This window comes from Paenibacillus sp. MBLB1832, assembly GCF_032271945.1.
Lineage (GTDB): Bacteria > Bacillota > Bacilli > Paenibacillales > NBRC-103111 > Paenibacillus_E > Paenibacillus_E roseopurpureus.
The window spans coordinates 1,256,882-1,272,359 of record NZ_CP130319.1; the positions used below are offsets into that span (position 1 = coordinate 1,256,882).

Below are 15,478 nucleotides of genomic sequence, written 5' to 3' on the forward strand. Positions count from 1 at the left end.
ATGGTTCCAGGAGAGTATCGAACTGCCAAAGGCTTTCTCGACATAAATGTCGGACGACAAACAATTGGACTGATTGTCACGAATACAGGGGACCGACCTGTTCAAGTGGGATCGCATTTTCATTTCTTCGAGGTGAACCGCGGGTTGGATTTTGATCGAGAAAAGGCTTTCGGAATGCGCCTGGATATTCCAGCAGGAACGGCTGTCCGATTCGAGCCAGGTGAACAACGGCCAGTTCAGCTTGTCGAACTAGGCGGTGCGAAGCTGAGCTATGGCCTTAATCATTTGAGCCAAGGAATTGCGGTGAAAGATCATATGTCAGATGAAGTCAAAGAAAGATGGCAAGCCTGGGAGGGGAAACTCGGTGAGTCGAATTGATCGTAAAACCTATGCATTGATGTTTGGTCCGACAACAGGAGATGCGATACGACTCGCTGATACGGAGCTTTGGGCCCAAATCGAGCACGATTACACCGTTTATGGTGATGAATGCAAGTTCGGGGGCGGCAAAGTGATTCGTGACGGCATGGGACAGTCGAGCGGGGCGACGCGTGCGGATGGTGTGCTGGACACGCTGATTACGAATGCGGTGATCATTGATCATTGGGGTATCGTGAAAGGCGATATCGGCATCCGCGACGGTCATATTGTTGGCATTGGGAAAGCGGGCAATCCCGATATTATGGATGGTGTTCATCCCAACCTCATCGTTGGTGCAAGTACAGAGGTCATAGCGGGCGAGGGCAAAATCATCACAGCTGGCGGCATCGACGCCCATATTCATTTTATTTGTCCACAGCAAATTGAAACAGCGCTTTCCTCTGGCGTAACCACGATGATTGGCGGCGGTACGGGCCCTGCGACAGGCACGAATGCGACAACCTGTACGCCAGGTGCTTGGCATATGCAGCGCATGCTGGAAGCGGCGGAAGCTTTCCCGATGAACTTAGGCTTTACAGGCAAAGGGAACGCCTCCTTCTTGGCGCCGTTAGTCGAACAGATTGAAGCGGGGGCCATTGGGCTGAAGCTTCATGAGGACTGGGGCACGACGCCAGCGGCGATCGATATGTGTCTCGAGGCGGCAGATCGCTACGATGTGCAAGTGGCCATTCACACGGATACCTTAAATGAGGCTGGATTTCTTGAGGATACGCTGGCGGCGATTAAGGGACGAACCATACATACCTACCACACCGAAGGCGCTGGTGGCGGGCATGCACCTGATATTATTCGCGCATCTGCTGAGCTGAACGTGCTGCCTTCGTCGACGAATCCGACACGGCCTTATACGATTAATACCATAGCTGAACACTTGGATATGTTAATGGTTTGCCATCATTTGGATAGTAAAATTCCAGAGGATGTTGCTTTTGCAGATTCCCGGATTCGTCCAGAAACGATTGCGGCTGAGGATATTTTGCACGATCTAGGCGTGTTCAGTATGCTGAGCTCCGATTCGCAAGCGATGGGGAGAGTGGGCGAGGTCATCATACGTACGTGGCAAACGGCGGATAAAATGAAAAAGCAGCGCGGCGCGCTTGCGCCCGACCCCGCGGAGCATGATAATTTCCGCATTAAGCGCTACATCGCGAAATATACGATCAATCCGGCGATTACGCATGGCATCTCCCACCTTGTTGGCTCGATTGAGCCAGGCAAGTTCGCGGATCTGGTGGTTTGGAGCCCGATGTTTTTCGGGGTCAAGCCCGATCTTGTGCTCAAAGGCGGGAGCATCGCCTACGCGCAAATGGGCGATCCGAATGCCTCTATTCCAACGCCGCAACCTGTATTTGGGCGGCCGATGTTTGCCGCATTCGGCAAAGCGACGGCGGGTAGCGCGATTACTTTCGTGTCGCAAGCGGCTTTCGAGGCAGGTATTGCCGCGCGGCTAGGCTTGCAGAAGCGGGTGGAGCCGATCAAAGGCTGCCGTACTATCTCGAAGAAGGATATGATTCATAACAGTGAAACACCTGCCATTGATGTGAATCCTGAAACCTATGAAGTGAAGGTGGACGGGGAGGCAATCACGTGTGAGCCAGCATCAGAGTTGCCGATGGCGCAATTGTATTTCTTGTTCTGAGACATTAAGGCGTGGTCGTTAGGTAGGGCTTGGGAGGGCGATATAGCGACTTTACGGACTTCCTGAAAGATTAGACGGAACGTGGTTCCTCTATATTGGCTAATTTGTTTGTTTTGGCGAGTAGACGGAACGTAGGTGCGCTAACTGTGCCGTATCCGGTGGTTCCTAGGTGAATTTGGCGGGATAGCGGAACGTCGTTCCGCGCCTAGGTGATTTTGCTGTTATTTTGGTTAAATAGCGGAGCGTCGTTCCGTTTGGATGGGGAATCGAGGTTGTGTGCACACTGGGGTGAACTGCCACTGGGCAGCCATTCAGGATCTATAGTGATGAAAAACATCACTTCAGAAGCATTTTCGGTAAAGCAGCCTCTGAAATGATGAAAAATCACTCTACAGTGTGTGATATTGGTGTCGAGAAAGCTTAACTGCAACAAAAGTGATGAAAATCATCATTACAGCACCCACTTTCTGAAGTTGGAAGAGAATGTGCAAGTATTAAAGCATGACCGTTTATTTCAATCGTTCTATTGGCACTGAAGACCCGACTGGGGTGAACAAAATGAGTCTTACAAAGTCAAACAAAGCTCGTGAGGTAGCTGAACCGAGCATCGAGGCACTTATCCGACAAGCTCCTCTATCGGCGCCAAACAACCATTGGCTTGCCTATCAGCAGCTTCTGGATTCGGCTCTCCCCATTGGTGGGTTCTCCCATTCTTTCGGATTGGAAACCCTTGTTCAACAAGAGAGACTAACAACTCTTTCGGAGCTGGAAGCTTATATTCGAGGGATGCTTGCACACAACTGGGCTTCCTCGGATGTGATGGTGATCAAAGCGTTGTATACGCTGATTCCACGCCATAATTTAGCGGGGTTATGGGAGCTCAATAAGATGCTTCATGTACAGCGAGTAGGAAGTGAATCGCGCAGCGGCGTTCAGAAAATGGGACGCAGACTGCTTGGGCTCGCACGAGCGATGTATCCTGATCTGAATTGGGAGCCTCTTGAGGATGCGATTCGAACGAGTCGCTGCAGTGCGAATCATCCGATTGTGCACGGATGGGTGAGCTATCATCTTGGAGTTTCCCTGGAGCAGGCAGCCGAAGGCTACTTATATACATGCGTCATGACCTGTATAAACAGTGCTTTGCGGTTAATGTCCATCGGTCAAACGCAAGGACAGACATTACTTGCGAAGCTGATTCCAGTCATCGGTCAGGAGTGGCAGCGCGTCGCGCAGATGGATCCGTTGGATGCGTACACGAATTCACCAGCGGCAGATTTGGCGATGATGCAGCACGAAACATTGTATTCAAGATTATTTATGTCCTAACGAGAAAATCACGCTATATATTCGAGGAGGCATGGTAAGATGTGTCAAGGTAAAGGTCATCATCATCACGATCAATGGGAGAAACCAGCGGGGGATCGCAGTCGTCCAATGCGGATTGGGATCGGGGGTCCTGTCGGTTCAGGCAAAACAGCGCTCGTTGAGCGCTTAGCACGTCGATTAAATAACCGCTATAGTATCGCGGTAATTACGAACGATATTTATACGAAGGAAGATGCGCGTATTCTGATTAGTTCTGAGGCGCTGCCAGAGGAGCGGATCATTGGCGTGGAGACAGGCGGCTGCCCGCATACCGCCATTCGGGAGGATGCTTCGATGAATTTCGAAGCGATTGAAGAGCTGGAGAATCGATTCGAGCACCTCGATATGATTTTCATTGAAAGCGGCGGCGATAATTTGGCTGCGGCTTTCAGCCCTGAGCTTGTCGACCGCTTCATCTATATTATTGACGTGGCGCAAGGGGAGAAGATCCCTCGCAAAGGAGGGCCAGGCATCATGCGCTCCGACATGCTGATCATTAACAAAATCGATCTAGCCCCTTTCGTAGGCGCTAGCCTGGAAGTCATGGATTCGGATACGAAGAAGATGCGCGGCGATCGCCCTTACATTTTCTCGAATCTCATGGGCGGCACCGGGCTGGACGATATCGTCAGCTGGGTTGAAACGGAGTTCAGCCATGCCTAGGCTGACAGGGGAGATTTCCGCGCAATTCGAGGTGCGCGGCGGCTTGACTCAGCTCGTTCACACGTATCACGCGTCCCCACTCAAAATCGCCAAGACGTTTCGTTACGACAACGAAACGTCCAATGACAGCGCCCAATCCCTAGAGCAATTGGGCGTCTATATGATGGATTGCTCGCCTGGACTCATGTCCGGCGATCACTATGACATTAACGTGCGCCTTGAAGAGGGCGCACGTGTTTTTCTAACGAACCAATCGTTCACGAAGGTTCATCCCGCTCTAGATCGAGAAGGCGGCACGCAGCATCAACACCTGCAAGTGGGGAAAGACGCACTGCTGGAATATATGCCAGAGCCGATCATGCTGTATAAGGATGCGAATTTGGCAGCCGAGACGGAGGTGAGGTTGGCACAGGGAGCGACGCTCTTTTTCTCCGACATTCTCTGTCCAGGCCGGACACAGCGCGGAGAATTGTTTCAGTATGAGTGTTATGTGAACCGCATGAAAGTGTGGTACGAAGAAGAACTCATCTTCTACCAGTGTCAACGAATCGAGCCAGCGGTAATGACGTTGTCAGCTCCTGGAAGTTGGGAAAGCGAGACACATCTCGGCAATCTGTACATTTTTTCGGATCGCCTCACGTCAACTCATCTGGAAGCGCTTCTTGTGAGCCTGGAGGAAAGTGGCGAAATCACGCCTTCGATCCGTGTTGGAGCGAGCTTGACCTATAAGCATGGGCTTGTCGTTACCGTCATGGGTCGGCATGCTTGGGAGCTGCAGGCGCTCATCACGAAAGCTTGGCAGCGCATCCGCCATCATTTATTAGCGTTAACACCGCTGCTTATTAATAAGTAAGTGGCGCCAAACGAATTTATGCAAGCCTCTGTTGCCACTTTCCATATGGTACGGAGGCTTTTTGCAACTTCCAAGACTGGAACAGAATGGTGCGTTCATTTTACACGCATACTGGAAGGAGAATCGACAATATCATGACAACTGCAGGCTGTTCATTGTCAAATGTTGTAGGGGTTGGTATGATGGGATTGTTCATCAAGCATGTAATCGGAAATTCAACATAGAGGAGGTTTATTTGCATGGATAATGGAGTCACATATGAAACGGTTTCAAATGGCTCGTCCCAAGAGTCCGTTGGATCCCATGCCATAGAAGGTGCCAAGGGTCAGGCAGAGCCTGTAACCTTGAAAGAATTTTATCGCTTAGTGAAGCCAGGTATTATCTACTCCAACCTGATGACAGCTTTTGCTGGCTACTGGGTTGCAGCGCGTTGGGATGTAGATTGGCTTCATCTGATCATGACGATGCTGGGTACTGCACTTGTTATGGCAGGCGGCACGGTGCTGAACAACTACTTGGATCGTGAAATGGATGCGAAGATGGAACGTACGCAGAATCGGGCGCTTCCAAGCGGACGACTAAGTGCAAATCTCGTGCTATGGTACGGTATTATTTTAGGGACAATCGGGTTGGGTGTGCTCTACTTCGGGGCGCATTCACCGCTGGCGACATTAATCGGTCTGTTGGGATTGTTTCTGTACGTTTGGCTGTATACCGCTTGGTTCAAGAGAACGTCCGTCTGGAGTACCTTCGTCGGGGCATTCTCAGGGGCAACGCCGCCAGTGATCGGGTATTGCGCAGTTAGCGGAACCGTAGATTTGGGTGCAATTTTGATTTTTGCGTTCTTATTCTTATGGCAGCCGCCGCACTTCTGGGCATTGGGCATTCGCCGTATGGAAGAGTATCGCGCTGCAGGTTTTCCATTATTGCCTGTTGTAAAAGGATCCTACGTCACCAAAATCAGCATGGTTCGCTATGTGGTTTTGCTTGTTCCAGTCACAGTTATGCTATCCGCATACGGTTATGTCGGCTACATTTTCTTATTCGTTTCAACCATTCTAGGATTAACATGGGTGTTCATGAGTATCAAAGGCTTTAAAGCGACAGGGGAAGCGGAAATTGTTTGGGCGAAGCGCATGTTTTTATTCTCTCTCCTATATTTAACGCTGCTATCGATCCTCATGGTCATTGATACCGTGAAAATTTAGTTCGTTGTGGGGGAGAAAGCGGCATGGGCACGTTTTTCGAGAAAAATTGGTTTAAATTAGCGCTTGGCGTCATATTAATCGCCATGATTGCATCGTTTGCTTATAAATTGTCGGTGAACGGGAACGGAAACTCTGACGAACGATTAACCGCAATGAAGGCGGCGCCCGCTTTTCAATTGCAAGATTTAGATGGCAAAACGGTAACGTCCGAAAGCATGGATGGCAAAGTACGCTTGGTGTATTTCTTCTATTCCTATTGTCCAGATGTTTGCTTGCCGACGAGCTTCTTGCTCTCCCAAGTACAGGATGAATTGAAGAAGAAGGATTTGCTTGGGGCAAAAGCGGAAATTATTTCGATCACAGTTGATCCCGTGCGAGATACGGCCCAAGTGCTGAAAGATTTCGGCAATCGTTTTGAGTCGAAGCCGATTCCGGGAGGATGGACGTTCCTGAGGGGCGAAGAAGCGAAGATCCATAAGCTTGCTGAAGACTTCGGGATTATGGTGATCAAAGAGAAGGATGGCAATTTCTCGCATTCTAATGCGATACTACTTGTCGATAAAAAAGGGCAACTCCGTAACTATTACGATGCTAGCCGACCAGAATTGGATGCAGCTCATATCGTGAAGGACGTAGTCACCCTCTCGAAAGAGAAATAAGATTATTCATAAGCAGGGTTGGGTGCGGGATATTGAATATACGCGTCCAGCCCTGCTTTTTCTAATTGTTGAATGAGATATTCTTCGGGTGTTCCTTCCACGCCAGCGTAGCCTTTACGCGTGTAGATATGCTCAGCGTCAGGAAATAAATCGCGGAGCATTGATCGTATTTTTTTACCAGAGGCATCATTATCAGTGAAAATATAGACGGGCAGGCGGCCTACTTTTTTACGTAAAGCTTCCAATGTGGTTGAACTTGGCGTACCGAATGTGCAATGAATGCTGACGGTTTCGTCAACGATGTGTTTGATGCGGCTTTTGTCGTTCTTACCTTCCACAATGATCGCGATGGACATGTCAGCACCTGATTTCCTTTTTCTTAGTAGTATACCCTGAATCTTGCAGTGATCCAAGGCAGACGCTAGCATCATTTCCTGGGAAATGACAAGGATATCCAGATGGTGACACTCCTCGACAACACGTTTGTCTCTAACTCAAGTCGTCGTAATAGATGATTTGAACGATCGGAGCGGCAGTAAGGAAAGGGCGAGCATTAGAATGAAAAAGGCGATGAAATAGGATGAGATATGATCGCGAAGTTGACCTGCCATCATAGGTCCGATGAAGGCGCCGACCGAGTAGGAAATCGAAAGCAATGAAAACATGCGCCCATAGCGGGAACTGCTTGTGATACTCGCTAGCAGCGCTGCAAGTGCGGGGTAGATGACGCCTTTGGCCATACCGATTAAGAACAGAGACACAGTGAGCGGTATCGGCCACCCAATAGCTAAGCCGAAGAAAATCGCAGCCAAACCAATACTTCCGCAGATGGTACGCAGGAACGGAGAAATTTTATTGAGAAACCACAACGAGATACTGAGCAGTGCCCCGAGACTAACTACCGTGAAGAAGACACCGGAGGTGAGAATCGATTCACGTGCAGATTTCATCAGTGGGAGCTCGAAGAAAAGAATCCCTTGTGAGCAAGAGAGTGCCATGGGAATCAGGAAAAATAGCCAGGGGATGGAGACGGTCTCTGGAATTTCGTTACTCGGTTGAGCGTGATTATGGCCGTGGGGATCCAGAAAAGCGGATTTTTTACCTTTGTCTGCCACTAATTGCCCCTCCCTGACACCGAAGATCGCCAGTACTCCCGTGATGATGAGAACCCAGCCGAGCACGGTGAAGGCGGTTGTGAACCCTATTTTTGCGACCAGAACGGCGCCAGCCGCAGGTGAAACAACAGAGGCGAGTGTGTGTACGAGGCCATTACCTGCCATGAGCTTGCTTTGATGAATGCGATCCTTCGCGATACGTGCAAGCAAGCTTAAACAAGCGGGCGACAAGAAAGCTAGCACGAATCCGCTTATGGATCGGATGTAGAGCAGGTGCCATGGATCTTTGACGTTTGATTGAAATAGTAAGATGATCCCTGCTACAATCAAGCTAAAGACGATGAACATTTTGCTGCCGTATTTGTCCACGCCATAACCGGCCATGAGATTACCAGGTAAATGCGTAATGGAATATACACCCATAATGAGCCCGATGAACGAGGGAGCTGCTCCCAAAGAGAGGGCGAAAGGGGATAGAATCGGGTATTGCGCGTGCAGGTCAAAGAAAGCAACAAACATAAATAAGTACAACCATAGGGCTGTTCGCATGGCTTCACCACCTTGAGAATGTAGTCTTATCTCTTCTTAAGATGTACGCCGCTCGTCCCATGGATATGACCTTTCCCTACAAATGACACAATTGCCAAGCTAGGAGGAGCTATGGATCCCTTTGTTTTAATTTTGTTAGCGGTTGTCGCTGTTTTTCTTGTGCTTCGTTTGAGAAATTCCTTTCGAAGAGGAGGCAAAACCATCGATAAGACGCAAGAATTCGAGCAGAAGCTAGCCCAATTGAGGAAAAAAAGAGATGAAGATTAAGGAGTCCCTGTAGTATGATAGGAAGGGACTTTTGCAAATTAGAGGAGGGTTTATATGGATCAGTGGATTTCATTTGCACAGGATCGTTGGTATTTGCTTGTAGGGGCTATTATCGTTCTTTTTATTGTGATTGGTATTGTTAAAACAGTCGTGAAATGGGTGTTAGTCCTTGTCATTGTAGGGGCGCTTATCGTTTATGGAGCCAACTATAAGGATAAAATAAAGGATATTGGGGCAAGCGTTGCTACCCAAGTGGGCGATGAAGTGAAGGATAAAGCGTTAAGTGCCTTGACGTCTGAGGCCAAAGAAGCGCAATTTAAAGCGAATCCAGATGGTTCTTTTCTCGTAACGACGAAGAGTTTGAAACTTGAGGGTAAAACAGGCTCGGAAGAAGTTCAGATCACATTTCTAGGAAAATCGTTCAAAATGAATGCAAATGCCGCTGTGAATGCCTTTATCGATCAAGCGAAGAAAAATGCAAAGTCTTAACTAGACAGGCCCCCCTTGGAAAGGACGGTGAGTACACATGACGGATACAGCTTTGTTTTCACCTTCTTCAATTAACTTCATCTCCATTGCCATTGTGCTTACCATTGCCGCATCGATGCTGCAAGGTTTTCTGCGCGGGGGTTCTGGTTCTGCAAGGCATTTCGTTGCGATGCTGGTTGAGGCTGGCATTGCGCTTCTATCCCTGTTAGCGGCGTGGAAGTGTGTAGGATGGATTTCTCCTGCGATTCAAACGTGGTTAAAAGGACTTGACTTACAAGTCCCCTCGGTCGAGATCTCTGCGCTCAAGCAAATGTATTATACCGTCATGACAAGTCTGCGTGATTTCCCGTTGCTTCGTTTCGGGGTCCTTTTTCTCATCGGCTACGTCGTAATCAAGCAAGTACTGAATCTTGTTGTTGATTATTTACTTGGGCGATGGCTAGCAGAGCGGTATGCCATGACGAAGCGGCGGAACTCGTTCCTGAGCTCTGTTTCAGGGGGGTTAATCGGTTCTTTCGCTGGGTTTGCCAGAGCGCTGATGCTCATTGCGATGTTGTTCATTTATGTGTCGTTATTCCCGCATTCCTTGGTTACTCCGTATATTGAGTCATCCACGATGTATCAAAAAGGGGCCAAAGAAGTCATCTCCCCGTTCACGGGTGATTTCATTGCAGAGAAAGCGCCAGTCTTTACACGGGCAGTGGAGCAGGAATTCTCGAATATTTTACAGCGAAAATATGAAGTGCTTGATGCCAAGATTCCGGGGAATATTGCGGATGCGGCCAAAGAGATTACGGTGAATGCGAAAACCGATGAGGAAAAGGCCAAATTGCTGTATTCCTGGGTAGGCACAAGAGTGAAATACGACTGGAATAAAGTCAAATTATATGAAGAACAGCGTATTTGGAAAGAACAGACGCCGGAAGATACATTTAATACTAAAGAAGGTGTATGCATCGATTACGCGCGATTATATGCGCAGATGGCTAGAGCGATCGGGCTGGATGTGAAGGTTGTCACAGGATTAGGCTACGATGGTCAGGGCGGCTACGGCCCCCATGCATGGAATGAAGTGTATCTCGAGGAGACGAATCGATGGGTGCCTTTGGATGCCACGTGGGTCGCAAGCGGTGCGAATTGGTTCAACCCGCCGAATTTTGACCAAACGCATGTGAGAGATGTGTAGCAGAACAATGAAAGCATGTAAGGAGAAGAAATGCGCAAACCGTTACAATCTTATCAAATGATTTATCTGGATGCAGGGGATACGTTAGTTACGATTCCTGCTGCCCAAACGATTTTGAAGCAGTATTTGCAATTGCGTGCCATTGATCGCGATGAGGCGCATATTCATGAACTTTTTACAGAAGCGTTCCGTCTATTTTATTATGTAGAAAAGAAAGAAGATTTCGTCGTGTGCAGCCCTGAGTCAGATCGCGCCTTCTGGGTTAATCTATACCAGTACGTTCTGCATAAGCTAGGTATGTACGCAGAATGGACGGAAGAGCAAATTTTCGAATGCTGCCACGAGCTTTATGAGATTTTTACGGCACCGCAATATTACGATCTTTTCGATGATGTCAAACCGTTCTTGGAAGAGCTGCGAAACCGCGGGTTCCGCATTGGCATTATAAGTAATTTTGCCCCAACCTTGAAAGCCATTCTCGCAGATAAAGGGATTTTGCATTATTTTGACCCTGTGCTCGTATCCACCGAAGTTGGGTTGGAGAAGCCGGATCCTGCTATGTTCCAATTGGCTTTGGAGATGGCTGGTTTGAAGGCTGAGGACGTGCTGTACGTAGGCGACCATGAGACGAATGATATTTGGTCCCCGAATCAAGTAGGAATCGATGCGGTTCGCATCATCCGGTATCCGTATCATACAGGAGACGGGATTCGCTCCCTGCTCGAGCTGGTTCAAGAGCCCCATGCCTTGCAACCTTAGTTAGAAAGGATGGGAACAAGCATGAAATCATCCATTATGGATGATCCGAAGAAAAAAGAAATTACTAAAAAACGGCACTTTTCGTTTCGGATCAATATATTTTTCTTTATCACGTTTCTTTTGTTTTCCGTGCTCATCGTCCGATTAGCTATTCTTCAATTCGTTCAAGCCAAGGATTTGAAAGCGGCAGAGAACACGAACACGAATCAAACGAACAAAATCGCTCCGATTCGCGGCAATATCTACGATTCCACGAAGTCCCCATTAGCGTACACGATTCCAGTACAGTCATTATTTTTCCGTATTGAACCTGGTCAAAATAAGGATGAAACCATTGCATTGGCTAAACGAATTAGGAAAGTATTCGAGGAATTCGCTAAGCCGAATACAGTCAGCCCTACCTCGGAGGAGATTGTCCTTGCCATGGATTTGGGCTATGACATCAATAAGAATCCAGTCAAAGAACCGAGCTATTTTTCAGTGCCGCGCCGTATCAAAGCGGATTTATCTAATGAGGAAATTGCCTATTTGCTTGAGCACCGAGATGAATTCAAAGGGCTGGAAGTAACAGAAGAAAGTATCCGCACTTACGAAATGGATGATGACAAAAAGACGACGATTGCCACGCAATTGATCGGTTATACGAACGCATTTTCAACACAGACAGCGAAGAAAATTTATGAAGATAATCCCGAGAGCAAAGAATATTTGAGCAACGAAAATGTTGGCTTTGACGGTATAGAACGCATGTATCAAGATGAGTTGCGCGGCAAAAATGGCTATAAGATATATCCGGTGAACGCTGCAATGAAAATTATCGGCAGAGCCGAAGTGACAGCGCCGATCAAGGGGAATAACTTATATCTGTCGATCAATAAGGATATTCAGAAGACGACGGAGAAAATGCTTCAGGACCATATTGCCTATCTACGAACGCCTGCCTTTGCGAATGATCAATATTTGAAATGGGGAACGAAGGCTTCCTCTGGCTTCGCGGTTGCGATGGAAGTAGATACAGGCCGTGTCGTCACTATGGCTAATTACCCAGATTATGATGCGAACGTCTGGACGGGCGGTATTTCTCCATCGATTTATAAGGAGATCGGCACCTATATCACGAACGGTACGATTATGACGGCGAAAGCAAAATATCCAGATGAGAAAGAGAATGCAAAGCATCCTTCCTCGATTGTGTTCATGGGATCTACGATTAAGCCGTTATCGGTCTTGATAGGATTGAAGGAAAAGCTCTTTACTGCGAGTACGCCGTATTATGATTCAGGCACATTCACCTTCGGTAAGGATAATAACAGCGCGATTTCGAACTCGGATAAAACGGCATATGGCACGTTATACGCTTCGACCGCGATCGAACATTCCTCGAATACGTATATGTCGGCGATGGTGGGTATCCCATTCTGGAACAAATATGGAAGAGAGAACGCGAATGTGACAGCCAAATGGGCCGAGTATCTGGCCAAATTTGGGATGGGTGTGAAGACGGGAAGCGGACTGCCTGGTGAATACGCAGGTTCCAATGACTTTATCACGAATGCGAAGAAAGACAGTTACCAATCTGCGATGGTTTACGCATCCTGGGGACAGAATGAGAAAACGACTGTTCTTCAGCTTGCGCAATATACCGCAACGCTTGCTAGTCGCGGGAAACGTATGAAACCGCTCTTCGTGGATGAGATTAGGGATTATAAAGGCGAATTAGTGAAGAAGATTGAACCTGAAGTGCTGGACGATGTATCGAATGAATTCGCGCAGGCGGATTGGAATACCATCATCCATGGGATGAAAAGTGGTGCTCAAGGTATTGAAGAATTGCCATTCAATGTGGCGCGGAAGACGGGAACATCCACGCAGGCTGTGGCAGGCGGATCGGTTGAGAATGCCGTTCTCATTGCTTTCGCTCCTGTAGAAAATCCAAAACTGGCGGTCGCAGTCGTTGTTCCGGAAGGTGGTTTCGGTCGTTATGGGGCCTCCCCGATCGCAGCGAAAATCTTCGAGGCATATGACGCGGCGAACGATGGGATTCTGACGAAGCTTGGCGGCGGGAAGAAGCCGTGGTAATTGAGGGGAGCTTGCTGAGGCAAGCTCTTTTTTCGTGCACCAATGCCGAGTGACAGGCATAAGCTATACAAAAGCAATAGCTTTCATTTACGCCAAAAGTTGCCCTAGGTAAACTTTTGTGCACGAAGGAAAGGTGGTCGAAGCAAATGAAAAAAAGCCGGTTATCTGCATCACTAAAGCGACTCATCATTTCCATTATTTTTCTATAAATGCGATTATCGCCGTAGGCTCATTGTATTTCCAGAAAGACGGCCTGTTATGGTATACTAATATATCGGTTGTCGAAGAGAAAGAATGTTGAGCGTACGGAGGAGTGAGTCTCACCATGTGTGGTATTGCAGGGATTATGTATTTTGAAGATAGAGAGCCGACTGAGGCGAGTTTGCAGCAGATGACAGATGTGATTGTGCATCGCGGACCGAATGATGTGGGATTCTGGACAGAAAATCGCATTGGTTTGGGATTTAGACGTCTCTCGATTATTGATATTAAAGAGGGCCATCAGCCATTAACGAATGAAGATGAAACCGTATGGATCATTTTCAACGGTGAAATTTATAACTACAAAGAATTGCGCACGATGCTGCAGGCTCGCGGGCACGTATTCCGTACACAGAGCGACACGGAGGTTATCGTACATCTCTATGAAGAGTATGGCGAGGACTGTGTGAAGCATATGCGCGGGATGTTCGGTTTCGTCATTTGGGATCGGAAGAAGAAGCAGCTGTTCGGAGCGAGAGATCACTTTGGGATTAAACCGTTTTATTATCATGTGAATGATCGTCAATTCCTGTTCGGCTCGGAAATCAAGAGCTTGCTTGCCGCTGACGGCATGAATCGGTTAATCCACACGGACAGCTTGCTGAATTATTTGACGTTTCAGTATGTGCCAGAGCCGAATACGATGTTCCACGGCATTCATAAGCTGCCGCCCGCCCATTCGGTCACTATTACGTTTGATGGGGAAATGAAGATACATAAGTATTGGGACCCCATGTTTGAACCAGAAGAGAAACCGTTCGATTATTATGTGGAGGGGATTCGTGAAAAATTAAGCGAATCCGTCAAGCTGCACATGGTCAGCGACGTGGACCGGGGCTGCTTCCTGTCGAGCGGTATCGACTCGACCGCAATTGCGACACACATGCGGAACATCGAACCGATCCGCACGTTCTCGGTTGGCTTCGAGGGCGCCAACAACGAGACGCCGATCGCTGCGCAAACCGCTGCGGCGCTCGGCACGCAGCACTACGACAAAATCATCACGCAGGATGATTTCTTTGCGACGATGCCGAAGGCGATCTGGCACCAGGACGAGCCTGTCGCCGATCCTTCGGCCATTGCCCTCTACCACGTGGCGCAGCTAGCGCGCGAGCACGTGACAGTGGTGCTGTCCGGCGAAGGCGCGGACGAGCTGTTCGGCGGCTATCGCATCTACCGCGAGCCGCATTCCTTGCGGCATCTGGACCAGCTGCCGTCAGCCTTGAAGCGCATGCTGCATCGCTTCGCAAGCGTACTGCCGAGCGGTGTGAAGGGCCGCAACTATGTGTTGCGGGGGACGACACCGCTGGAAGAGCGCTTCCTCGGAAACGCGAAAATCTTCTCCGAGGATATGAAGGCCGAGGTGCTTCGCCTCGATAGCGAGATGCTGCGCAACTACAAGAATCCCGTGCAAATTGCCGGCGATTACTATGGGAAAACGAAACATCTCGACCCTGTCAGCCGGATGCAGTATATTGACATGAACTTGTGGATGCCCGGCGACATTCTGATGAAGGCAGACAAAATGACGATGGCACACTCGCTAGAGCTGCGTGTTCCTTTCTTGGATAAGGAGCTGTTCGAAGTCGCTCGCCGTATTCCAGCGAAGTATCGCATCGCGAACGGTACGACCAAATATATTTTCCGTAAAGCGATGGAAGGCATCATTCCAGACCCGATCCTAAACCGTCCGAAGTTGGGCTTCCCTGTGCCGCTGCGCGATTGGATGAAAGGCGCTATGGGGGACATGGTGATGGAGCAAATCAAGTCGAGCGGAATCGAAGATTACATTGATATTCCTGTGGTGGAACGGATGCTGTACAAGCATCGGAATGGTCAAGGGGACTATGCAAGACGATTGTGGACCCTTTATATTTTTGCACTCTGGCACAAAACATTTATGGAAGAATTGCCGAAGAAGGTACTAACAGCGTACTAAAGG

The 15,478-nt window shown here is 48.6% G+C and carries 15 protein-coding genes; 13 read left to right on the forward strand and 2 right to left on the reverse strand.

Translation table 11 applies throughout. The features are described from left to right. The 7 genes from MJB10_RS05750 to MJB10_RS05780 all read left to right on the forward strand — a co-directional run bounded on the left by MJB10_RS05750 (position 1) and on the right by MJB10_RS05780 (position 6,831). On the forward strand, positions 1-378 hold the full coding sequence (locus MJB10_RS05750; protein ID WP_314802489.1) for an urease subunit beta: 378 nt from the start codon (positions 1-3) through the stop codon (positions 376-378). Beyond that, positions 365-2,080 carry an urease subunit alpha gene (gene ureC / locus MJB10_RS05755; protein ID WP_314802490.1) on the forward strand — a complete coding sequence of 572 codons (1,716 nt, stop codon included), beginning with the start codon at positions 365-367 and terminating at the stop codon, positions 2,078-2,080. The genes MJB10_RS05750 and ureC overlap by 14 nt, the downstream gene beginning before the upstream one ends. 501 nt (positions 2,081-2,581) lie before the next feature. Further along, positions 2,582-3,409, forward strand: coding sequence for an urease accessory protein UreF (locus tag MJB10_RS05760; protein WP_314802492.1), 828 nt, complete (start codon positions 2,582-2,584; stop codon positions 3,407-3,409). Positions 3,410-3,448: 39 nt separating this feature from the next. Further along, on the forward strand, positions 3,449-4,111 hold the full coding sequence (gene ureG / locus MJB10_RS05765) for an urease accessory protein UreG (RefSeq protein ID WP_314802494.1): 663 nt from the start codon (positions 3,449-3,451) through the stop codon (positions 4,109-4,111). Further along, complete coding sequence (locus MJB10_RS05770; protein WP_314802496.1) at positions 4,104-4,964, forward strand: urease accessory protein UreD; 861 nt, start codon at positions 4,104-4,106, stop codon at positions 4,962-4,964. Before ureG ends, MJB10_RS05770 begins: the two co-directional genes overlap by 8 nt. Positions 4,965-5,203: 239 nt before the next feature. After that, positions 5,204-6,172: a heme o synthase gene (gene cyoE / locus MJB10_RS05775; protein WP_314802498.1), complete on the forward strand. Its 969-nt coding sequence runs from the start codon at positions 5,204-5,206 to the stop codon at positions 6,170-6,172. A 23-nt stretch (positions 6,173-6,195) separates the two neighbouring features. Then, positions 6,196-6,831: an SCO family protein gene (locus tag MJB10_RS05780; protein ID WP_314802500.1), complete on the forward strand. Its 636-nt coding sequence runs from the start codon at positions 6,196-6,198 to the stop codon at positions 6,829-6,831. Between the two features lie 2 nt (positions 6,832-6,833). On the opposite strand, the gene MJB10_RS05785 is transcribed toward MJB10_RS05780, so the two are convergent. Together MJB10_RS05785 and MJB10_RS05790 are read right to left on the reverse strand one after the other, a co-directional pair. Then, entirely contained in the window at positions 6,834-7,187 is a 354-nt protein-coding gene (locus MJB10_RS05785) for a toprim domain-containing protein (RefSeq protein ID WP_314802502.1), read from the reverse strand. Between the two features lie 138 nt (positions 7,188-7,325). Further along, entirely contained in the window at positions 7,326-8,495 is a 1,170-nt protein-coding gene (locus tag MJB10_RS05790; RefSeq protein ID WP_314802504.1) for an MFS transporter, read from the reverse strand. A gap of 111 nt (positions 8,496-8,606) precedes the next feature. Between MJB10_RS05790 and MJB10_RS05795 the strand changes: the two genes are divergently transcribed. From MJB10_RS05795 to asnB, 6 genes are all read left to right on the forward strand, one after another. Continuing rightward, entirely contained in the window at positions 8,607-8,762 is a 156-nt protein-coding gene (locus tag MJB10_RS05795; protein ID WP_314802506.1) for a hypothetical protein, read from the forward strand. Positions 8,763-8,816: 54 nt separating this feature from the next. Next, positions 8,817-9,251, forward strand: a complete 435-nt coding sequence (locus MJB10_RS05800; RefSeq protein WP_314802507.1) for a hypothetical protein — start codon at positions 8,817-8,819, stop codon at positions 9,249-9,251. Between the two features lie 37 nt (positions 9,252-9,288). Further along, positions 9,289-10,437, forward strand: coding sequence for a transglutaminase domain-containing protein (locus MJB10_RS05805; protein WP_314802509.1), 1,149 nt, complete (start codon positions 9,289-9,291; stop codon positions 10,435-10,437). A 30-nt stretch (positions 10,438-10,467) separates the two neighbouring features. Beyond that, positions 10,468-11,196 carry an HAD-IA family hydrolase gene (locus MJB10_RS05810; protein WP_314802511.1) on the forward strand — a complete coding sequence of 243 codons (729 nt, stop codon included), beginning with the start codon at positions 10,468-10,470 and terminating at the stop codon, positions 11,194-11,196. 21 nt (positions 11,197-11,217) lie between these two features. Continuing rightward, positions 11,218-13,275 carry a peptidoglycan D,D-transpeptidase FtsI family protein gene (locus MJB10_RS05815; RefSeq protein WP_314802513.1) on the forward strand — a complete coding sequence of 686 codons (2,058 nt, stop codon included), beginning with the start codon at positions 11,218-11,220 and terminating at the stop codon, positions 13,273-13,275. 325 nt (positions 13,276-13,600) lie between these two features. Next, positions 13,601-15,475 carry an asparagine synthase (glutamine-hydrolyzing) gene (gene asnB, locus MJB10_RS05820; RefSeq protein WP_314802514.1) on the forward strand — a complete coding sequence of 625 codons (1,875 nt, stop codon included), beginning with the start codon at positions 13,601-13,603 and terminating at the stop codon, positions 15,473-15,475. Positions 15,476-15,478: the final 3 nt, after the last annotated feature.